This is a genomic window from Bacillus sp. MUM 116 (genome assembly GCF_001866655.1).
Classification (GTDB): domain Bacteria; phylum Bacillota; class Bacilli; order Bacillales; family Cytobacillaceae; genus Neobacillus.
In genome coordinates this window covers 37,775-60,503 of sequence record NZ_MLYR01000014.1, presented here as the reverse complement: position 1 = coordinate 60,503, position 22,729 = coordinate 37,775, and the positions used below count along the sequence as shown (strand labels likewise).

General features: G+C 37.0%; 17 protein-coding genes and 2 pseudogenes. 6 read left to right on the top strand and 13 right to left on the bottom strand.

Going from position 1 to position 22,729, the window contains the following annotated elements; translation table 11 throughout:
- The first annotated feature begins 309 nt into the window (after positions 1–309).
- Positions 310–2,379: a sigma-70 family RNA polymerase sigma factor gene (locus tag BIV60_RS03480; RefSeq protein WP_071354325.1), complete on the top strand. Its 2,070-nt coding sequence runs from the start codon at positions 310–312 to the stop codon at positions 2,377–2,379.
- Positions 2,380–2,811: 432 nt separating this feature from the next.
- Positions 2,812–3,412, top strand: a pseudogene (locus BIV60_RS03475) (NADPH-dependent FMN reductase).
- A gap of 85 nt (positions 3,413–3,497) precedes the next feature.
- On the opposite strand, the gene BIV60_RS03470 reads toward BIV60_RS03475, so the two are convergent.
- Positions 3,498–3,950 (bottom strand): Rrf2 family transcriptional regulator, encoded by a 453-nt coding sequence (locus BIV60_RS03470; RefSeq protein WP_071354323.1) that lies wholly within the window; start codon positions 3,948–3,950, stop codon positions 3,498–3,500.
- 209 nt (positions 3,951–4,159) lie between these two features.
- On the opposite strand from BIV60_RS03470, the gene BIV60_RS03465 reads away from it, so the two are divergent.
- Together BIV60_RS03465 and BIV60_RS03460 are read left to right on the top strand one after the other, a co-directional pair.
- Positions 4,160–4,798 carry an NAD(P)-dependent oxidoreductase gene (locus BIV60_RS03465; RefSeq protein ID WP_071354322.1) on the top strand — a complete coding sequence of 213 codons (639 nt, stop codon included), beginning with the start codon at positions 4,160–4,162 and terminating at the stop codon, positions 4,796–4,798.
- A gap of 363 nt (positions 4,799–5,161) precedes the next feature.
- Positions 5,162–6,352, top strand: coding sequence for a pyridoxal phosphate-dependent aminotransferase (locus BIV60_RS03460; RefSeq protein WP_071354321.1), 1,191 nt, complete (start codon positions 5,162–5,164; stop codon positions 6,350–6,352).
- Between the two features lie 250 nt (positions 6,353–6,602).
- On the opposite strand, the gene BIV60_RS03455 is transcribed toward BIV60_RS03460, so the two are convergent.
- The 4 genes and pseudogenes from BIV60_RS03455 to BIV60_RS03440 all read right to left on the bottom strand — a co-directional run bounded on the left by BIV60_RS03455 (position 6,603) and on the right by BIV60_RS03440 (position 10,589).
- Positions 6,603–7,400, bottom strand: coding sequence for an AIM24 family protein (locus tag BIV60_RS03455; protein ID WP_141770394.1), 798 nt, complete (start codon positions 7,398–7,400; stop codon positions 6,603–6,605).
- A gap of 143 nt (positions 7,401–7,543) precedes the next feature.
- Positions 7,544–8,021 (bottom strand): annotated as a pseudogene (locus BIV60_RS03450) (Uma2 family endonuclease).
- Between the two features lie 247 nt (positions 8,022–8,268).
- Positions 8,269–9,597: a hypothetical protein gene (locus tag BIV60_RS03445; protein WP_071354319.1), complete on the bottom strand. Its 1,329-nt coding sequence runs from the start codon at positions 9,595–9,597 to the stop codon at positions 8,269–8,271.
- A 500-nt stretch (positions 9,598–10,097) separates the two neighbouring features.
- Entirely contained in the window at positions 10,098–10,589 is a 492-nt protein-coding gene (locus BIV60_RS03440; protein WP_071354318.1) for a hypothetical protein, read from the bottom strand.
- Between the two features lie 213 nt (positions 10,590–10,802).
- Between BIV60_RS03440 and BIV60_RS03435 the strand changes: the two genes are divergently transcribed.
- Positions 10,803–11,993 (top strand): macrolide family glycosyltransferase, encoded by a 1,191-nt coding sequence (locus BIV60_RS03435; protein ID WP_071354317.1) that lies wholly within the window; start codon positions 10,803–10,805, stop codon positions 11,991–11,993.
- 97 nt (positions 11,994–12,090) lie between these two features.
- Here the strand turns inward: BIV60_RS03435 and BIV60_RS03430 are convergent, their stop codons facing one another.
- The 7 genes from BIV60_RS03430 to BIV60_RS03400 all read right to left on the bottom strand — a co-directional run bounded on the left by BIV60_RS03430 (position 12,091) and on the right by BIV60_RS03400 (position 19,894).
- Positions 12,091–13,656 carry an APC family permease gene (locus tag BIV60_RS03430; protein ID WP_071354316.1) on the bottom strand — a complete coding sequence of 522 codons (1,566 nt, stop codon included), beginning with the start codon at positions 13,654–13,656 and terminating at the stop codon, positions 12,091–12,093.
- A gap of 264 nt (positions 13,657–13,920) precedes the next feature.
- Complete coding sequence (locus BIV60_RS03425) at positions 13,921–15,417, bottom strand: aldehyde dehydrogenase family protein (RefSeq protein ID WP_071354315.1); 1,497 nt, start codon at positions 15,415–15,417, stop codon at positions 13,921–13,923.
- Between the two features lie 104 nt (positions 15,418–15,521).
- Positions 15,522–16,496: a PDR/VanB family oxidoreductase gene (locus tag BIV60_RS03420; RefSeq protein WP_071354314.1), complete on the bottom strand. Its 975-nt coding sequence runs from the start codon at positions 16,494–16,496 to the stop codon at positions 15,522–15,524.
- Between the two features lie 56 nt (positions 16,497–16,552).
- On the bottom strand, positions 16,553–17,071 hold the full coding sequence (locus tag BIV60_RS03415) for a dimethylamine monooxygenase subunit DmmA family protein (RefSeq protein ID WP_071354313.1): 519 nt from the start codon (positions 17,069–17,071) through the stop codon (positions 16,553–16,555).
- Positions 17,072–17,097: 26 nt separating this feature from the next.
- Entirely contained in the window at positions 17,098–18,084 is a 987-nt protein-coding gene (locus tag BIV60_RS03410; protein WP_071354312.1) for a heme-dependent oxidative N-demethylase family protein, read from the bottom strand.
- 150 nt (positions 18,085–18,234) lie between these two features.
- A complete protein-coding gene (locus BIV60_RS03405; RefSeq protein ID WP_071354311.1) occupies positions 18,235–19,665 on the bottom strand; it encodes a purine-cytosine permease family protein in 1,431 nt (476 codons plus the stop codon).
- A gap of 25 nt (positions 19,666–19,690) precedes the next feature.
- The gene (locus tag BIV60_RS03400; protein WP_071354310.1) at positions 19,691–19,894 is read right to left on the bottom strand and encodes a hypothetical protein; all 204 of its coding nucleotides are present in this window, start codon (positions 19,892–19,894) and stop codon (positions 19,691–19,693) included.
- Between the two features lie 196 nt (positions 19,895–20,090).
- Here BIV60_RS03400 and BIV60_RS03395 point away from each other — a divergent pair, with 196 nt between their 5' ends.
- A complete protein-coding gene (locus BIV60_RS03395) occupies positions 20,091–21,953 on the top strand; it encodes a sigma-54 interaction domain-containing protein (protein WP_071354309.1) in 1,863 nt (620 codons plus the stop codon).
- Between the two features lie 105 nt (positions 21,954–22,058).
- Here BIV60_RS03395 and BIV60_RS03390 read toward each other — a convergent pair whose 3' ends face one another.
- Positions 22,059–22,655 carry a YitT family protein gene (locus BIV60_RS03390; protein ID WP_071354308.1) on the bottom strand — a complete coding sequence of 199 codons (597 nt, stop codon included), beginning with the start codon at positions 22,653–22,655 and terminating at the stop codon, positions 22,059–22,061.
- Positions 22,656–22,729: the final 74 nt, after the last annotated feature.

Below are 22,729 nucleotides of genomic sequence, written 5' to 3'. Positions count from 1 at the left end.
CGTATAAGTTCATCAACCCGTATAACTAAATGCTTCGTGGTATCTTTTCGTAAGAACATTTGCGAAAAGTGCCTAGAAACTTAAGTATTTGACCCTTATTAATGTCCAAAAACAACAAAGTTTACGAAAAGAGCCTTATTAAATGTTTAATATAAACGCTTGGTTTTCACACCAAGCGTGTTTTCATTTACCCACATATCTTTGTTCAATTAAAGCCCCCAAGTTCTTGTCTAAGCTACAGATATTGTCAACAACTTACTCTCCTTATATCATTAGGTATAAAGAGAATGTTAAAGGGGGAACACATTTATGATCCCAGCAAAAATAGATTCCATTTCAATTACTACGATAAGAGAAAAAGGCGTGGAATCCATCGTCGGTTGGTTTGATCAGCATAAACAATCGTTCTATACTCTTGGTTGGTCCTATCTTAGGAATCAGCTGCAAATGGAAGAGCTTTTTTACCGGTCAATTATAAAAGTGCAAAAGGGATTACCTCGATTTAAAAGAGAAACATCATTTGAAACGTGGGTAACGTCAATTTTTATACATACCTGCCGGGAGCTTTCTGGCGATAGAAGTTTACAAGTTTCTGAGGAAAGTGAACAACATAAGGATTTATTTAATGCACTCGATCAGTTGAAAGAATATGAGAAAGAAGCTGTGGTCCTTACATATATAAAAGGAATTTCTAAGGAGGAAACAGCACATCTTCTCCAAGTTACAGTGGAAAAGATGAAAGAGCATTTGTTTTTCGGAATCCAGTCACTTAGAAAAGAAATGGGGTACGGGTCATCCATTAATGGCTGTAATGAGTATCATAAGATTTACATTGATTACTTAGAAAGAGCCCTGGATCGGTCAAAAAAGATTGAATTAGAGAAACATATTTATCATTGTCAAGACTGTCAGGAGGATTTGGGTACCTTTCAGGATGTAATGTTAACCCTGTTAAATCTTACTGAAAGGATGGAAGATTTTCATGTGCCATCTGATTTCATGGAGAACGTTAAAACTAGGCTGGCAGAAAAGGAAAAGCACAAAAAACTGAAGATTAAGAAACGTAGAAGAATGGGGATTGTTTTAGCAAGTGTTATCACATTATTAATAGGTATAGAAGTTTTTACAGGTGCTTTTACCAATCTCTACTATACATGGACAGAAGATGACCAGCAATTACGGGCCTTTTTGCAACATGACCTAAGTGAAAGGCTGAACCTGGAAGCGGAAAGTAATGGGGTGAAAATTAGAATTAAAGGCGCTGTTGCTGATAATGTTCAGACGCTTGTTTTTTATGAAATAGAAGATACAGCTAAAGATAATCAATTTATGATAAATTATGATGACGGTGTTTCTGTGGAGAACCAATATAAAATTATGAAACTTGAAACATACCCAAGGCAATATCCTCCTGATCTTAAAACGGATGTAAATAATAAAGAAAAGAACGTGTTTCACGGAAAGATGAGTCTGCCGCCAATGACAACGGATAACGGAACAATCAAACTTAAGATCACAAAGCTTCAGAAATTGATTCGTGATTCCTCTGACAGAAATCGTTTTAATCCTTCCGGGAACATCGATTTTGAAACAGGGGAGTGGAACTTCGAGATTCCGGTAACAAAACATCCCTCTGTCGAATATGCATTGGCTGAAAAAACAAAAGTTGAGGGGGTCCCGATTCGGTTTGATAAACTAACCATTGCCCCAACAGCAACGATTCTGCAATTTTCTGTTAATAATGAACAGCCAGAGAAGCGGATAGAAGGTCTTAATGTTGACAATCTAGAAGTGAACAATAAAAAAGTGAAAGCTGATATTTATGGCAGCTCTTCATCGGATTATAATATGAATTGGAATACTTTTCAAACTCACTTTGACCCTCTTTTTGGAGAAAAACCAAAAGAGGTCAATGTTCAATTCAAATCTGTTAATTTATCGTTAGAAGACCAAAAAACAATCGAACTGGATGCTTCTATGGGATATCCTCAAACCTTTGAATATGCAGGCAGTATAATCTCCGTCGACAAGGTGGAGGTTGGACAGACTACCAATGTTGTCCTAAGCAATCATGAAATCAAGAATCGATCATATGAGTCGCTTCAATTCGATATTGTGGGGGACCGTGAAAATGAAATTGGTTCTATGGGGATGGATTCTGAAGGAGTAATTGTTGATAAAAACGGGATCGAATACAATATAAATAATCTCCCTGTCGCATATGAAGAAATTGATCAGCCCCGTTATTTCTTTACAGTTCTAAGAATAGGGTTGCAAAGTAACAACACTGGAAAGAAAGTAATTCCTAAAAGTCTGAAGATTAATGGATATAATACAACAAAATATTTGGATGATGTTGTAAAGATTTCGTTGAAATAACATTTATCGCTTACATGCTATGTCCTAGTAATTCTTAGTTCTATAAGATAAGAGTAAGTGAGTTTAAAAACCACCAACAACCATGTGTTGCCACAAACACACTGGACATGTGGAGTGTGTGTCACAACTCGTTTTAAAAGAAGGTAACTAACCCAATAGGGCGTTGCCTTTTTACGTTTACTTGATTTTCAATTAACTTCATAAAATCTGTACATTCCCTCTAATAATTTTCAGATGAATCTGATTCCTCCTTAACCCAAAGTTGAGACCAGCTCTCAATTGTTCTTAAAATGGGTTCCATGGAATGTCCTTTTCTGTTAAAACAACTTCAAAAGTAAAATTGACGACTGATTCTCCAATCGGTTAGCACGGAAATCGCTCCAATAGTTCGAAGTGAAACAAGTAAAATAATTTTTATAAGCGGTGTTAAAAATGGGTTTTTTAGAAAAACTATTTGGGTAGACAAGCCGAGGAGGAAAAAACAATGACTTCAGAAAAATTAAACATTGGAATTATCTTAGGAAGCACTCGTCAAGGACGTGTGAGCCCACAAGTAGGAGAATGGGTAAAAGGAATTGCTGACAAACGTGGAGACGCAAATTATGAAATTGTAGATATTGCTGACTTTAACCTTCCATTTTTAGGAACAACTGATGGAGCAGAGCCAGGAATTGCTGCTTGGAATGAGAAACTGGCAAGCCTTGATGGGTTTGTATTCATTGTTCAAGAATACAATCATAGTATTACCGGTGCGTTAAAAAACGCCATCGATTTTGCCCGTGAAGTTTGGTATAACAAAGCAGCTGGTATCGTAAGTTATGGTTCTACTGGCGGTGCTCGTGCAGCTGAACATTTACGAGGGATTCTTGCAGAACAGAAAGTTGCAGATGTTCGCACACATCCAACTTTGAGTTTATTTACTGATTTTGTTAATGGAACTGAGTTTAAGCCACAAGAATTACATCTAGGTAATGTAAATGCTATGCTTGATGAAGTTGTCGCTTGGAGCGGAGCATTAAAAACCTTACGTTAAACTTAATTTTTATGAATGAACTGTTACAAGAATATCAGACGCAATTTAGGCGTCTGATATTCTTTTTGAAAGGGAATGTCGGTTTCTAATTACTTATCCATTTATTAATCAATTTTTCTTTTTCAATAATACCCTTTACAACGTCCTCAATGGTTACATGTCCAAGTGCTTTTTCTAATGCTGTTTGGGCAATTTCTAAAAGTGGAGCAATTGTATTTTGAATATTTCTGCCAACAGGACATTGAGGATTGGGATTTTCATGTATGCTAAACAATTCCTTCTCCTGGACAACATTAACTGCTTTATATACATCAAGCAAGGTAATATCAGATAAGTCCTTCGCTAAATCAGCTCCTGCTATTCCAGGCCGAACTTTTACCAACCCTGCATTTTTAAGCATTCCCATAATTTTTCTAATGACAGCAGGGTTTGTATTTACGCTTCCAGCTAAAAATTCTGAAGTGCTAACTCCATCTTTATTTATTTCAATTAGAGTCAATATATGAATTCCCACAGCAAAACGACTGCTAATAGACATCATTTCTTCACCTTCTTTAATTCGTTACATCCTTATAGTACACATGTAATTCGTTTTATTACAAGTGTGTTTCCACCTAAAAACATGCACAATTTATTTTTACAAGGAAGGATTTTTAAAGTATTGACAAAAGAATAAAATGTAACTATTATGATTACAGGTAATTATTTTGGTTACAATAAAAATCTTAATTATTGGAGGACTATAAAATGAAAATTGGAATTATTGGGGCAAGTGGTAAAGCAGGAAGTATTATTTTGAAAGAGGCAGTTAATCGGGGACATGAAGTAACAGCAATTGTAAGAGATGCGTCAAAACTTAAAGAAAAAAACGTTGCTATCATTGAAAAAAGTATTTTTGATCTCACATCAGATGATGTAAAAACGTTTGACGTAGTGGTTAATGCCTTTGGTGCTCCTCTTGGTGAAGAGCAGGCACACGTTGATGCTGGACATGCTTTAATTGAGGCACTAAAAGGAACAAATACAAGAGCAATTATTGTAGGTGGAGCTGGAAGTCTTTATGTAGATGAAAACAAAACCGTTAAGGTAATAGATACACCTGATTTTCCAGATATAGTTTTCCCAACAGCTAAAGGGCAAGGGCGAAACTTGCAAGAATTACAAGAAACATCTAATATTACATGGACATTTATCAGCCCCTCTGCGATATTTGATGCGGAAGGAAAAAGAACAGGATCTTATCAGTCTGGAAAAGATCATCTTCTAGTTAATTCAAAAGGTGAAAGTTATATCAGCTATGCAGACTATGCTATTGCAGTATTGGATGAAATTGAAAATCCACAACATATAAATGAACGTTTTACAGTTGTCGGTGAAGCAGAATAAATTTTTGAAATCAAATAAAAATGCAAAGTACCATTAGTGTTCACGCTAATGGTACTTTGCTATTTGAACAACCAACGTCGATAGCCAATTAAAAATAATCTCCATGATGGCGGTATCAATACCTTGAGCAAAATAATTAAATTAGAGTCATCTTTTAAAGCATAGACAATCTAGTCAATAGTCTCTTTGGGAGTTAAAATAAGAATATAGGAAAAAATTAGCGGACTTCTAAGTGAAACAAGGTACATAAGGCAGAAAGAAGCAGTGTTTGAAAATATTAATTGTAGGAATTGTAAATTGATATAATTTTGCCTGACTTGTCCCACTTATGTTGAAATAAATTAACAGACCAGGAGGAGAAAAATGATTTCAGAACAATACAAGAATATGTTAAAAGGTAAATCAATCATTAGAGAACTTGCTGAATTTGCCGCGGCCCGCGGAGAGGAAATAGGTTATGAGAATGTATTTGATTACAGTTTAGGGAATCCATCTGTTCCTGTTCCGGAAGAATTTACGCAGACGATGTTGAATTTGTTGACCAGTAAAAGTCCTGCAGAGCTTCACGGGTATAGTCCCAGTTTAGGAATTCCATCTGTCAGAAAAAAAGTAGCACAATCTTTAAATAGCCGTTTCAAGATGAATTATTCGGAAAATCACATTTTTATGACAAGCGGTGCGGCTGGAGCAATCGCCCATGCAGTACGCTGCGTAACAAAACCTGGCGACGAGGTACTGACATTTGCTCCATTTTTCCCTGAATACCACCCATATATAGATATTACGGGTGCGGTTCTGAAAGTGGTTCCTCCTAATACAGATGATTTTCAGATCAACTTTACTTTGTTTGAAGAAATGCTGACGGAGAAGGTGTCTGCCGTTTTAATTAATTCTCCAAATAATCCATCTGGTGTAATCTATTCAACGGCGACCATTAAAAAACTTGCAGATCTTCTTCGCAAAAAAGAAAAGGAATACGGACACGAAATTTTTATTATCTCTGATGAACCGTACCGGGAAATCGTATTTGAGGGGGAAGAAGCCCTTTATGTGTCAAACTATTATGACAATACACTGTCCTGTTACTCTTATTCTAAATCTCTTTCACTGCCCGGTGAACGGATCGGCTATATTGCGGTGAATCCTGCCTGCGTAGATTCTGATCTTATTGTCAGTATGTGCGGACAGATTTCTAGGGGCATAGGACACAACTGCCCGCCTTCTATTATTCAGCTTGCTGTTTCCGAAGTTGTGGATTTAACGAGTGATATGTCTGTCTATGAAAAAAATATGAACTTAATTTATAACAAATTAATAGAATTGGGATTTACATGTGTGAAACCAGGCGGGACATTCTATATTTTCCCAAAGGCACTCGAGGAAGATGCTAAAGCATTCTGTCAGAAGGCATTAAAATATGATTTAATTCTGGTTCCGGGCGATAGCTTCGGATGTCCGGGGTATTTCCGAATGGCTTATTGCATTGATACCGAAAAAGTGGAACGCTCTCTGCCTGCATTGGAGAAGTTTGTAAAGAGTGAGTATAAAATTTGATCCAATTGCGAGTCAAGATTTATAGGGATCTTAAATGGATTCGCTTATTTTGTATCTAAATATAAAGCGGCACATTTGTGCCGTTTTTTATAGATTAAGAAAGTATAATTTTTCGGCTTCGAGAATTGTCTAGCTCCAGCGCCTAGTCCCTCGAGGTCGTAAGCCAAGCCGCCAAGAAGGTTAAAGAGCAACCTTCTCGTCGACTCGTCTTACGCTATGCCTGAGGCTGATCAAGGCGCTTGCGCTTTTCCTATTTCGATGGAGGCAAAGGATTTAAAACATGAACTAATTTTTCGTAAACAGGTAATGTCGGTGCAATAATGACTTTCCCTGAACCTCTAAATGTTTGAAGTAAACCTTCTCCGGAAGCAACAGAACCGAAAATGCTTTTTGTTGACTTTTCAACAGTAAAATCTATGTTGCCAATCCGGAAAAGTGTGAAGTTTCCATCCACTTGAACCATTTCATTTTGAATTTCAAATTCCACAAGTTCGTCTTCCGGAACAGGTATTTCAAATACACAAAATCCCTTTCCAGAAACTTTTGTTTGAAATAGTCCTTCTCCTCCGGCAATGGCGGAGGAGATATTTTTCATTGCTTGAACAGAAACCGAAACACTGGATTCGCAGCAATAAAAAAGACCTTTATCCGCAATGATTTCTTCGTTGTTAAGTTCCACAATCATGTAGTGTTTGAAACTTGGTTCGAGATAAATAATCCCGCTGCCTTGGTATTGCGGTTTAACCATATGTTCATTTGTTAAAACACTGGAGGCTAGTCCTTTGAAAAATCCTTTGGCTCCATTTCCACCTAAGCTTTTTAATGTAATATTCCCTTTCATAAACTGAAGGGCCCCGGATTCCGCTGTTAAGGAGCTATTTTTTAGTGTAATCCTGACTTGTCTTAATTTGATATTTGACTTTTGGGCAAAATATAATTTTTCAGCGACGGTAAAATTATCATTCCCACCTAAATTTCGGTATTCTAAAATTTCAATTTTTATATTTTGGTTCTCAACAAAACTAATCACTTGATATGCTTCTGACATTCTAATTTCTCCTTCCATTTTTTAAATTATATCAAACAATTTTCGTAATAGTGGGGTAAGAATTGATCGCAGTAAAGCTAATTTGACCATAAGATAAAAGCCGAGAGAAATTCTCGGCTTTTATCATGAAATTGCTTTTTCTTTTAATCAGCATCTCTAAAAATGTTCATTAAATCAATCGAAAATCCCTCAAACAGATGAACTGGAATCTGATCATCTTTAAAATAAATACCAGTATGTTTAAAGGAACCATTTTCTAATAAATAAACGTCAATATTTTCATTGGAAGGGTCAACAATCCAATATTCCTTAACTCCTGCTTTTTGATATCGATTGAACTTCATAAGTTTATCTTTTTTGGCTGTTGTTTTAGAAAGGATTTCAATAACCAAATCAGGAACCCCGACTATTCGCTTTTCATTGATCTTATTTTTATCACAGACAACCACAATGTCAGGTTCAACCCATTCCTTAATTTTCTTAATGTCGTTATCTTCCTCTGAAAAACAAACATCAAGTGGAGAACCAAAAACGCTGCATTTCTTTCCTCTTAAAAAGATTAAATTCAGTCAACAATTCTCTTTGGACAGCTTGGTGCTTGGTGGAAGGGGCAGGGGACATATTGTAAACTTTGCCATCAATAACTTCATATCTTATATCTTCGCCTAATTCCAAATATTCTAAGTAAGTAAGTGTATTATGTTCTTTTGGTATAGCCATGCAATCACGCTCCCAAAACAAATAATCATCTATATATATTATACTTGGAACTTCCTGACAACACCAACTTGCATGAAAATTGCCCGCACCCTTGTCCGAAAAGAAAGACCGCTTCTGCCTGAAACGATCTTTCTTGTAATTCGGTAGATTAAAGGATTGGTCCTCCGGATTGTTGAACCCATTGACAATTACCAAAATTGTCGCAGTCCAATCTAAACCAGTTGGTGTTTCCGGTATTTAAATCAGTCCAATAGATCCACCATTTTTGCTCTGCATCGCTCCACACTAATCCTGAATTTGGCGGGGAGATTAACGAGGCTGCTAACCAAACCTGAGTTCCTGGTTCAATCCAGAAATAGTTGTGTGTTTGCCCGATTGCACCGATGCCCAGAGTCTGTTTCATCTGATTCGTCTCGTTATCAAACACCCAGCCTGTCTGTCTCATACAATTACCAAAAATGTCGGGTTGGTAAAAAGCCCATCCATTATTTTCTTGCCTCCAGCCGGGTTGGCATTGCGCTGGTGTACCTGTGAAGGGGCTGAGTTGTTGGTCTGGTATACCTTTGCCGGGTGGTAACTTATATTGCATCACCAGTAGATTCTTGATCGTTCCATTTGGATCGGTATTAAAATCTCCAGTAAGATTCTGGTAGACCTCAGTCATGGATCCAGTCCTAGATGGTCCATGAGCAATGATGTCCGGGATCGTTCTATTTAGTACATCTTTCAGGTAATAAAGGAATACAATGTAATATCCAGCATACTTGTAGGAGACACCTGGGACGGGAACTTGACCGGTATTTGGATCAGGACCAGGTGCAGCCGAATTCACATAATCGAGCGTAGGACATGAACCCAGCGGAGCACCGCTTACGGAGGAAGCACAGGCAAGGTTTTCTATCGGTCTGTCAAAAGACTGCAGCCATACGTTTTGCCAGTGGCTGTTTACTATATCGGTGTTTTGTAGGAAATTTTGGCGAATCGCTATTTGCTGACCAAGGAAGAGGGACAACCCCTCACCTACGGTACCTTCGGTTCCACATGGTTCTCCAAAGTTTTGACAAGGAAGAAAATTTGATCCAGACCAGCCCTTTTTCTGGTATTGCATAAACACTTCGGTTACTTCGTTGGTTAACTCGACACGAACGTTGTTTATGTCGTTTTGGGGATTCCTGTTTGGAATTTGCGGTACTTGTACAATCATGCGAATATTAGTTGATGTTGCATCTGGGCAAAGACGACACCCCGGACATCCGCACCAAGTTGCACCGCCTTGACCTGGAACTATTTGGACCTGGATGCGAAAAATATTTAAAGGCATGTTATTAATGACACCAGGGAACCACTCGTTTTGTATGACGTTCCAATCCGATTCCGCCAGTTGACATAAGTCATTAGCATTGATCGTAGTTACATTGCTGTCGATATAAAAGTCGTAATGTGTGCTAGAACAGCTTGGACTATTAGGAATAGCCATAAATTATCACCCTTTCAAAAAAGTCTAGAATAATTTATGGCAAGATACCAATGAATGCTTGTCCGTTTGTCCACTGTCTATGTCCATTTTTGTCCAATTCGCCTCACGATGCGATTCTATTTCTTGAAGGGACCTCAGGGCTAAAAGATGGATATTAAAACGAAGCTGTAAAAATAGGTTTTCTTGGAGTTTTTTGCCTAAGTCAATTTCGTCTCTCCCGAATATAGTGTATGGTCAATATTGTTCACGTCCTAATTAGATGTGGTACCGATGATTTAGGTCGTTACGAATGCCTTAGTTAAATAAGTCCTAATGGTGCTTGTACAAACTGCCCACCATGCAATTTCTAATCGTAAGCAAAAAAGCGAACCCTTTCGGTTCGCTTTTTCTTTCAAACTAGTAACTTTTTTGTATCCGTAATGGCATCGGTTGCGATTTCTATTGCTTGTGCGTGGAGGGATACGGTCTGTATCGGTCATATCCCGATACCCAATACCGCCCTAATAATATCCACCATGGTCTTGCAAATAATCCGTTGGCGGCTGATTTATTGTTGGCATAGGTATTTGTGATTGATTCATTGTTGGCATAGGTATTGGTGATTGATTCATTGTTGGCATAGGTATTGGTGATTGATTCATTGTTGGCATAGGTATTGGTGATTGATTCATTGTTGACAAAGGTATTGGTGATAGATTCATTGTTGGCATAGGTATCGGTGATTGATTCATAGTCGGCAGAATTACTGGTGGTGCCTCAGTTTCTGGTGAGCTACTTCTATTAGTATTAAATGCTGGTCCAGACCAAGGGAAAGAGTTGCCGTTATTGGACGGTTCATCCGAAGAAGAACCACCGCATCCACAATCACTGGTATTGTTTACATTAGTGTTGAATGCGGGTCCAGACCAAGGAAAAGAGTTGCCGTTATTTTTTAACGGTTCATCCGAGGAAAAATCACCGCATCCACAGTCATTAGAATTTCTAAAATTCAATATTGCTCACTCCTATAAAAATTATTTTATCCACATTCCCGTTATAAATTATTCAAGGACGGTATATATGGCTTGTACGCTGAAACCTATAAAATGCACATTTTTACATGATTAGGAAATTTTTTGCATCGAATTCGAAATACTTATTAAACAATGATAAAATGATTTATTATAATATAAATACCTAGAATAATTTACCTAGGAGTGGTAGAAATGGCACGTGTTTTATTTATTAATGCTGGATCCGAAGGACATATCAATCCTACGATTGGAGTTGTGCAAGAACTTATTTCACGTGGAGAAGAGGTAGTGTACTTTACGATAGAAGCTTTTCGAGAGCGTATTGAGAAGACGGGAGCAACTGTACGTACATTGGACGGCCAAAAATTTATAAAAGCCTTTATCTCAGGTGGAAGAAATTATTTGCTCGAAAGAATTAACGGTCTTTTACGTACGGCAGATATCGTCATACCTAGCGTTCTTGAACAAATAGAAGGGGAGCATTTTGATTACATCATCCACGATTCTATGTTTGGTTGTGGACGTTTACTTGCCCAGATCCTTAAGCTTCCCGCGATTAATTCCTGCACTTCTTTTGCGCAGACAAAAGCATCATTCGATAACATGTTGGAACAGCTTGTTAAAAAAATTCCTGCAGAAATTTACGATGAATTTCATCTCCTTAGCGCAATGGTGAAGGAAAAATATGATGTGGAGATCCATTCTCCTTATGAAGTTTTTTGTAATCCTGCACCCCTTACAATTGTTTATACCACGAGGGAGTTTCAACCTTTTGGAGATGCATTCGACCAAACCTACAAATTTGTAGGTCCATCCATCTCTTCAAGGTTAACGGAAGAGAACTTCGATTTTACTGCAATTAAGGGAAAAAGCCCCATTTATATTTCACTGGGTACTGTCTTTAACCAAGCAATTGATTTCTATAAGCTTTGTTTTGAGGCATTTGAGAACACTGATCATACCATCGTGATGTCTATTGGAGAAAAAGCTCAAATAGCTGATTTGGGGGAGATTCCTAAAAACTTCATTGTAAAAAATTATGTTCCTCAAACTGAGGTGCTTAAATACACGAAATTATTTATCACACATGGTGGAATGAACAGTACCCATGAAGGTCTCTATTATGGGGTTCCGCTAATTGTCATCCCGCAAAGTGCGGATCAGCCGATTATTGCCAGGCAAGTTGCCAATATTGGAGCAGGTATTCAATTACAAAATCAAGGTTTGACTGCAAAACAACTACGTGAAGCCGTAAATCATATGTTAAGTCACTCATCTTTTCGTAATGCAGTTGCAAAAATTAGGGAATCTTTTCAAAAATCGTGTGGATATCAGCAAGCGGTGGATGAGATTTTTAAATTTAAAAGACAATATGATATCTAACTATTACGGAATGGACCTACATCATTATAAGAAGAAAATGAAGTTGTAAAAAAGCCAAGGGATAATCCCTTGGCTTTGTATGATAAATTCTATTAAGTTACTGTTGCTTTGTTTCAGTTTGTAAGTCAACAGTTATTGACATGTCTTTACGCTCGTAGGAGATATTTTCTTTCGGTATCGCAACATCATATGGTACATCACTATGTCCGTAGCTGCGATGAATCATCATATACACTAATCCAACCCCAACTACCACGACTCCTGAAACAAGCACGATATAGTTATCGTACCAAGGCGCATCTGGCGTTCTAGGCCAACACATGTTGATCATTGCGATAACTCCGTAGACAAGCGCACCAATATTGATGGGCAATCCCCACTTGCCCAACTGATACTTGCCACTTGGCTTCCATCCTTTTAGTCTGGCTCTTAGTGCAGCAAAGACAACCATCTGGAATCCAAGATAAATGCCGAATGCCGCAAAACTGATGATCTTTGTAAGCGCATCTTCAGACACTTTTGAACCAAGCACAATGAGGGCTGGAACAATAGCAGCAAGAAGCAGCGCATAAGGCGGAATATGACGGGCAGCTGAGAATTTCTTTAACAACCGGCTTCCTACAATCATGTCATCACGTCCATACGAATAGGCAAGTCTGCTTGCTGCCGCCTGTAAACTCATTACACATGAAAGGAAAGAAAGCAAAACAATACCTAATACAATCTTCGCTCCAAAAGCACCAAATGCTTCGTTTAGTAATGTATCAACAGGCGTTACGTCCTTACCAGCGATAACGGCTGGGATATCAGCAACGGAAAGTACTAAAGCAAGGCAAACAAAAGTGGCTGCAGCACCGCCAATGTAAATTGTCCGGCGCATCGCTTTTGGGATCAGAACACCTGGATTTGGTACTTCTTCAGCAACATCCCCACAAGCTTCGAAACCATAATATTGAAAAATTCCAATTAATCCGGCTGCTGCAAATGCATACAAATAGCTATGATTACCTTGTGCAGCACCAAAAGAATCAAAGAGGATACCAAGACCATGATGTCTTTGTGTGATTAGCAACCAAAAACCAACTGCAAGCGCACCAATAATTTCAGCGGCAAAACCAATAACCGCTGCAGTTGCGAGAACCTTTGTTCCAAGAAAATTAATGATTGTCGATAGTACAAGAATAACCAGTGCACAAAGAATCGTTGAATTCACCGATACTTCAAAACCAAAAACTTGTGATAGATAAGGTCCAGCTCCGTACGATACACTGGCAATTGTCACGAGTAAAGCCATTAAGTAAACCCAGCCAGTCATCCACGCATACTTGCGCCCCCATAATCTTCGAGCCCAAGGATAAACTCCTCCTGCAACAGGGAATTGCGCAACAATCTCACTGAAAACAAGCGCAACTAGTAATTGTCCGAGTCCAACGATGAAAAAGCTCCAAATCATTGGCGGGCCGCCTTGTGCAAGTGCATAGGCAAATAGTGTGTACACACCTACTACAGGAGAAAGATAAGTGAACCCTAGCGAAAAGTTTGCCCACGGACTCATGTCCCGGCGAAATTCAGATTCATATCCAAGCGCTGCCAGTTGTGCAGCATCACTATCATGATGTTCTGATGCAGAACCACCAGTTGTTTTATTCAGATTTTCTTGCATATTTGAGCCTCCTTAAAATAGTAGATATATTATTATGTGCAATTTCTATGCCGATTCAGAATTATAATAATTTTCGGTAAATTTAACTTATATAGAAGTATATTTAATTCAATTTTGAATTTCATATTCACCAATGAATAAATTAGGAGAGTAGATACGGCTTTATATCAAAATCAACTGCGAAATCGAAAGAAAGGATACTTTAAAAAGAGGTTGATCCAAAATTATATCGAGTCTTTTAAATCAACCTCTCTATTAAATTACTTATTTATTGTTTGAAAACCAGCCTGTTGGTCCTACAGCAAGATTTATGTTAATTTGTTTTACTTCTTGGAATTCATCTAATCCAAATGTTCCAAGGCTTGATCCGATACCACTTTGTTTATATCCGTGCCATGGAGCTTCGTTATAGGTTGGTCCATAGGTGTTGATCCAAGTAATACCAGCACGTACTTCTTTAATTACGCGCATTGCCTTTGCACCATCAGAGGTGAATACGCCGCCTGCAAGACCATAGATGGTGTCATTTGCCAGTTTAATGGCTTCTTCTTCATCTTTGAACTTTTGAATAACGGCAACAGGTCCGAAGATTTCCTCTTTTACAATACGCATCTCTGGTGTTACATCAACGAATACGGTTGGTTCAACAAAGAATCCTTTATCTAAACCATTTTCAGTAAGTCGATTTCCACCGCAAGCTAATGTAGCGCCTTCTTTTTTACCGATTTCAATATAATCTAGAATGGTATTAAGCTGCGCTTCACTTACAATCGCACCCATTTCAGAACCTTCTTTTAATCCCGGTCCTACCTTGATATTTTTGGCGCGTCTTACAAACTCTTCAACGAACTTGTCATAAATACTTTCTTCCACAATAATCCGGCTACCGGCAGAACATACTTGACCTGAGCCATAGAAAATTCCAAGCAAGGCATTATCAACAGCAGCATCAAAATCAGCATCAGCAAAGATAATATTTGGTGACTTACCGCCTAGTTCAAGGGAGATCTTTTTCAAATTGCCTGCAGCATTGCGCATAATGCTTCTTCCTACCTCAGTGCTTCCTGTAAACGAAACCATATCTACATCATGGCTGGAAGCGATTACATCACCAATCACAGAACCCTTTCCTAATACCAAATTCACTACACCTTTTGGAACACCAACTTCTTCAATAATTTCAACTAATTTTGTCGCTGTTACCGGAGTTACTTCAGCTGGCTTATACACAATCGTATTTCCAGCCGCTAATGCAGGAGCAAATTTCCACACACTCATAAGGAATGGGAAATTCCAAGGAACGATTAAACCTGTAACCCCTACTGGTTCACGTACGACCATCGCTTGTACTGGGTCCGCAACATGATAAGTTGCACCATCTGGAGTTCTAATGAGACCTGCATAATAGCGGAAACAAGATGCAGCATCAGATATATCAATATCAGCCTCGGCCTTGATTTTTCCATTATCTTTTACTTCAAGTTCTACTAGTTCATCATGTTTTTCATCAATTTTATCAGCAATTTTTAATAGGTAATCGGCACGTTCTTGAGCACTTAACTTAGACCAAACACCACTTTCAAAGGTTTCTTTTGCAGCTTTAATGGCTTCTTCCGTTTCTTCAATTGTTGCCCGAGGAGCAATAGCAATTAATTCACAATTTGCTGGATTAATAACCTTGTTGGTATCTTGATTACTAGAAAGTCTCCATTCACCATTAATATACATCTTTAATTCTAATACTTGAGTGGCTGTTGTCATTATTATTGCCTCCTATTATATTGAATTTATTATATTGTGGCCTTGATCGTTAGTTACGGACTAAAGAGCATAATTTATGAATCTATTACAGAATTAAGGCTCTATTATAGGTTTAAAATGAGTTCTTTTTCAGATTCTTTTGCTCTTGAACAACAAGATAAAATCACGTTCTTTGTATGTCTTTCTTCATCTTTATAGAAGTGATCACGGTGGTCCACTTCACCTTCAACTACCTGTACTTCGCAGCTTCCGCATCCGCCTACTTTACAAGAATATGGAGCTTCCACTCCCGCTTTTAATAGTGCGTCTAGCAACGTTTCTTCTTCAGAAACTTCCACCTTCTTACCACTGTTTGCTAATTTTACGACAAAAGGATTTTTTGGACCCTCATCAGCTGCAGCAAATAATTCAAAATGAATGGAATGGCTTGGGTAACCGTAGAATTTTGCAGCTTCCCTAAATTCTTTCACCATTGAAAAGGGTCCACAGAAATACACATGTGAGCCAATCTGATGTTCAGCCATTGTTACTGGTGCCATTTTATTAGGATTTTCCATTCTAGAGAAATAGAAGTGGCATTTTCCAGGATATTTTGCATTCAAATCATCATAAAAGGCACAGTCTTCTTTGGTTCTTGCAGCATAATGTAATTCAAATGATTTACCTTCAGCTGTTAAATCTTCCATCATCGTCATAAATGGAGTAATACCAATTCCAGCTGCATAAAACACGTGATGTTTTGCGGCCTGGAAGGCAAGTGGGAAATGATTTTTAGGCCAACTGATTTCTAAGCGATCTCCCACTTTGATTTCATCATGCCAAAATACAGATCCTCCTTTTGAATAGTCATCTTTACGAATGGCAATAGCATATTGAGTACGGTCAGTCGGATGACTAACAAGTGAGTAATTTCTTTCAATTCTTTCACCGCCATTTTTTACAAAAGTTGCGATATGGGAACCACCCGTAAACGCAGGCAGTAATCCTTGATCTACCGGATACAAGTGGAAGCGCTTTATAAAATTTGTTTCCTGTACTATTTTTCCAACGTATACTTCAATATTTCCGAACGATCTCATAAACCTCACTCCCATCGTTATGTCTGTCAACTTATTTATTATTCTTCATGTATTATTTACTTTGATAGTACGAAGGCGGGGTTGTAAGGGTATCCAATATACCCTTTTCGCTCTTTCGAGAAGAAAGGACCAATTTCTAAGCTGATTTGGCAATGATGACAGATGGTATCCGTTTCTTCTGCCTCAACTTCTTGTAAATGAAAACATTTTATGCAATAAACATTTCGTTTCTTCTTGCCAGAAATAATCGTTTGAATTTCATCTTCTGAAAAACCAGCACTAATTGCCGCTGTGAAAATCGTAACGGCATCATCCCATTTAGCTGAAATATAAAGCTGTGTTCCCATTTTTTGACGCTCTAACACTTCGATGACATTCTTTAATTGGAACTCATCATTCAATTCAATTCGTTCATATTCTTTTTGCCCATTTATTTCATAAATAAATGATTGGATGGTTTCTGCTTCTTTTGGTTCAGCAGAAATAATTAGCAATTTTCTTCTATCCTGTCTTACTGTGAATTTTTCAACAATAGTTTCTGATTGATCGAATAATACCGGACTGTTGTATACCACTTTACATACCTCCAATCATTAAGACCCTAGTTAGTTTGCAAACTTACTTTTTCAACTAAGTTTTTCAAATATTCTACTGTTGGTTCAATAAATGGTGTAAATCCTTTATAATCAGCCATAGGCTTCGGAATATCCGACAAAATCGAGTAGGTCTGCTTTAGCCATTCTGGTCTTATTGGCAAATCTTTCATCGCTAGGAATTGAGTGTTTAATACGAATAAAACAGCATTACTTCTTGGCATACGATAGAAAAATTGTTCTTCTACACGAAGTCTTACTAGTTCACCAGCATTTTCTGGAGTGACTAAAAAGCGTGTTGGTCCCCAAGTATCAGATGTTTCATAGTTAACATCCCAACGGTTCGCCATCAGATTCCAGTTAATCCTTGTCCAAGGTTCACCTGGTAAAACATTACGGATTAAGAAATTACGAACTCTTTCAGCTAGAGGTACACCTGTGCGTGACACAAATGGTACAGGTCCGTGAATTTCGTCAAATGACATCCCTTTATTCCAGTGAGGTGAGAATAAGGCTGCATAAGATTCCTGGGCAACTTCCAAATAAAGATTTTCATCTCTCACCACCATTAATACAAAATCAGTAGTGAAATGACGGCCAATTAAATCAAGCGGCTCGAGCTCGATGCTTGAAGCATCACCAAAAATAAAAGATTCCGTTTCATTTAAGATTAAATTGTGAAAAGTCCAATGATTCCCGTTCTTTTCTACTTGAAAGTGCTCCGGATGGGCTTCAACCGCCATATCAATCAGCATTTCTGCTACCTCCCATTGCATTTCCATTGTATGTGGATAGGATTGGAACCTTACTTCAGGTTGTTCATTGAGTAATTCTCTTTTTCTTTTGATTTGTTTTTCATATTCAGGTGTAATTTTAATGCAATTCATTTGATCCTTTTCAAGTTTTCTTAAGTCATTTGAATACCGATAGTTGGTACCTTCCTTAATTGTATGAAAAGGGTATGGAAACAGGTTGAGATTAGTAGATTCGTACATAATAAATGCCTCCTTTGATTTTATTACTAAACATTAATGCAATAATCGTGCCAATTTTGGAAGCGCTTAATCGCTTTATATTTCCTGTTTTCGTAATTTAATTTATATTGTGAATATTTCATTTATAAAATTTCTATTCAATATTGAAATCTATACGATGTCTACTTGCTTTTGTACTGGTTCAACAACCGTTTTACCTATTTCTTTATCGACACTGTATGCAAAGATATATTTAGCTGAAATAAAATAAGTAATGAGTGAAGCAAAATATGCAGGAATTCCAGCTGAAATATATTGGAATAATCCACTAGCATGATCTAATAGCGGGTTATATAGACCCCAATAAACAATGGTTCCCATTATGATACTTGTTATAGCTGAAGGATTTACTCCATGCCAATATCTGTACTTTCCTTTTGTATTGTATAGATCGTATAATGAAATTTTTTGTTTTTTTACAAAGAAAAAGTCAGCAATAACAATACCGCCAGCAATTGACATAATATAAGCTATGACGGTTATAAAAGAGTTAAAGGCATTATAAAATGTTGAGCTTAATATTAGGAATATGGTGGGGATCGTTGTTGACATAGCGACTAGCCAAGAACTTTTTGGAAATATTGTTTTTAAACTAATGACTTGAGAATACATTAAAAAGATCGCTGCAGTTAAATTACCAAGTGTAAGCAGGACAAGCCCTAGTAACCCAAACCATGTACCAGCAATCGTCAACATCCATTGTGTCGGATTTTGTGTACCTACCACTAACGTTGTTAATGCACCTAATACAACCGCAATATTTACAAGGATACCGTAGCTGAAGAAGGTTGCTTTATAGGCAGCTTTTTCACTTTTTACCAAACGGGCATATTGACCAAAATAGGGAAGCCATGAAAATCCTAACCCAACATTTAATTCAAGCGCTGTCATAAAAGACCGTGAAAAGTTTTCATACGGTTCAGCGGGGGTTAGAGTTAAAATTTTATTAAAACCTTGTCCTGCTAAAATAAGGATTAGTAAGCCAACTAATAATATGGCAATTGCAGGTACACCAATCCAATTGAATTTACGAATGGCTAATGGGCCTTTAAACGTTACCACGAAGGCAATCATAAATAATAGAATAGCAAAAAGTGGAACCCCAGTTGTACTTGATGTAAGAAAGGACGGAAAATTGGAAAAACTTAAAATCTTAACAATTGCCTCACCTGCCATGTATAGTGCAACTGCGGTATATCCAAGTGTTATGATTGCAAAAACAAAATAAAAGATTTTTGCACCTAAGTAACCGAAAGAACTTCTAAAGCCAATAAATGTATCTATACCATATCGTGCAAAATAGATTGTAATCGGCACAATTAATAAAATTGGAAACCCCTCACCAAAAAGCATTGCTCCTAAACCTTCGCGTGCATTAACAATCAACCCCGTATATGCACCTGTTAGGATAGTGATACAGGAAATTCCGATTCCAACCTGGATTAAAATAAGATCCCACATTCCAAAGACACGGTCATTCTTTGATGCTGGAAGAAACCCAAAGGCTACATCCTTTGAAATAGATGAATTTTCTTTACCCATACTTTACCTCCTAGACTCTGATTCATTAGCTTATAACAACATAAGCCAAGAATACCGCAATAATCCCTACAACAATAATTGAGCCAATTGCGTCTGAAAATTTCATTTTCTCAATAACGGATTGAGTTTCTTCATAGTCTTTAATTCTGCTATAAAGATCCGTATACATTCCTTTAATGAACGGGTCATTTGATTTCATATTCTCTTTAATTTGATCTTTATTACCCAATTGATATCCTCCTTCCTAAAACTTTGCTTACATAAATATTAGCAATTTTTATGCCAAGTTCAAAAAGTTCACAAAATATTAAAAAATTCATATCTCTTTGTACTTTACAAATTCAAAATTGAAATTTCTAATCAAATATGAAATAATTCACTAAATACTCAAATTATTTAACTTTATATAAGGGAGTGCTAAATAGGTGGGGTCCAACAATTTATCGAATGAACAACTGCTTCAAGCCTATCAATCGAGTATTCTATCTATTTACGATGAAATTATTGTAACGAATTTGCAGGGAACGATTTTATATCGAAATGGAAGATTGAAAAACTTTTGGTCAACAAGCACTGCCTCACTTAAGGGAAGAATGCTTACAGAACTAGAGGAAATTTCATGCTTCGGAGATTCCATTTTACCATTATTAAATAGAGAGGTATATTCTCTTCAATTAAAGGCTTGGAATGGCAGCACTATTCTAATAACCGTGTTTGCATCAAATGGCAATAATGAAGAATTTATGATTTGGGGATTAAAAAGTATTTCCGAAAATGTAATGGAATCAACAGAAATAACCGAATGTCAGGAAACAAACCACACTCCTTCAATTGTCGTCCATAGTCAAAAAATGAAAGATGTACTAAACACAATCGAGATGGTTTCAAAAGTTTCAACAACCGTTCTTCTATTAGGGGAATCCGGTGTAGGAAAAGAAATGATTGCGAAAACCATACATCAATTGGGAAATAGAAGTTCTAAACCTTTTGTTGCCGTTAACTGTGGTGCCATTCCGGAAAATTTATTAGAAAGTGAATTATTTGGTTATGTTGGCGGGGCATTTAGTGGAGCAAACAAAAATGGTGCACCCGGAAAATTTGAACTAGCAAATGAAGGGATTATTTTCCTCGATGAAATTGCAGAAATGCCACTGAATTTGCAAGTGAAGTTACTTCGAATTTTACAGGAAAAAGAAGTCACTCCTTTAGGAAGTTCAAAATCGATTCAGATTGACGTCCAAATTATTGCTGCAACAAATCAATCATTAGAAAAAATGGTCAGAGATGGTCGATTTAGAGAAGACTTATATTATCGTTTAAATGTAGTACCTATTGAAATCCCGCCTTTAAGGGAAAGAATAGAAGAGATCCCTTATTTAATCTATCATTTTATAGATAAGTATAATACTTTATATAATAGAAACATCAATATTTTACCAGATACGATTGATTTATTGTGTATTTACGATTGGCCAGGAAATGTTCGGCAATTAGAGAATACGATTGAACGAATCGTTGTAACGAGTAGAGAAATGAACGTGGACTCTAGCTTAGTTTACAATTACATTCCATGGAAAAAGCCTTCTATAAAGGAACCTCCTGTTATCCAGCACATTTTGCCGCTGCAAGAAGCAGTTGATATGATTGAAGAACAGTTAATTACATTGGCCATGGATAAATTTAAATCGGTTAAACTTGCTGCAAAAGTACTCGATATTAGTCAACCTACGATGAGTAGAAAATATAAAAAAATTCGTGAGAAAATCCAACAAGAAAGTCTTTCTCCTTCCAATAAAAGAAGCATACTGGAACAACATCTAAATAAACAATTACGATCAATGGCTATCGTTACATCTGCTGTCATTCATCCGGAAGATATCTCTGAATTAGTGAATCAGCATGTTTCACCATCCAATCCGACTTTTCAAAAGGTTCAGAAAAAATTAACCCAAATACGGGAACAAGAAGGAATCATTGAATGGGTCTATATTTTTAAGGCAGTAGATAATAACAAACTGTTGAATATTGTAGCCGATGAAGATTTCGTGATTCCGCCTGGAAACTTATATGATGGTCCACCTGAAATGATGGAAGTAGCGTTTGAGGCGATGAATGGAAAAGCAGGAGTAACCCCTTTATATGAAGATATATATGGAGAATGGAAAACAAGTTTTGCACCCTTAACGGATCATTACGGAAAGGTTTTGGCCATTATTGGGTTTGACCATAGAAGAACTTATATTGAAACTGAGTTAAAAAAGATAGAAAATATGTTAAAAACGATTTAGAAGATTATATACTTTCTTTTATGTCGAGAAAATAAGCAAGGGTTCGAGAATCTGTAAAGGAATCTTGAACCCTTCTGTGTTAATATCCTTTATTGCGAAACAAGGTTACACGGAATGTGATAGGGACCTATTCCATGGGTTCCAAGACAATAATTTTCCTAATATATAGGAGTAGACAAAAGTAAATACAATTCCGCTGATAATGGAAGTGAGCCCGTAAACGGATAAGCCAATGAATAGGATAATCAGATTAATACACCGAATGGCAACAGCTATCTCAATTTTTTTATTTTTGTGATGTAAAATCAGTGCTATGACATCATATCCGACTGTCGATGCATTAGCTGTTATACATAGATAATACCCTATTGATAATAGGACTGATGCGATGATAATGATAGCAATTATATTTAAATGGACACTTATTTTGAATGCGTAAAAGAAATTAAAAAATAACATATAACAACAGCTGCTTAAAATAGATTTGAATAAATACTCCTTCCCAAGGAAAACAAAACATAATAGTAGTAATAGGATTGTCACAATATTTGCAAGCACGGCAATATTCATCCCTGTTACAACATGTAAAATTAATGCTGAACTTGTAACGCCGCCATTAATGATTTTATAAGGAACAATCAAATAGGCATATGAAATCGTGATGAAGATATTCCCGAATATGATTTTTATTATATCCTTCATTGAAATCGAAGTCTCCTACATAAACAGAGTCATAGAACGAAAAGAGGAGTCCATTATCCCGCTTTAGCAAGCAT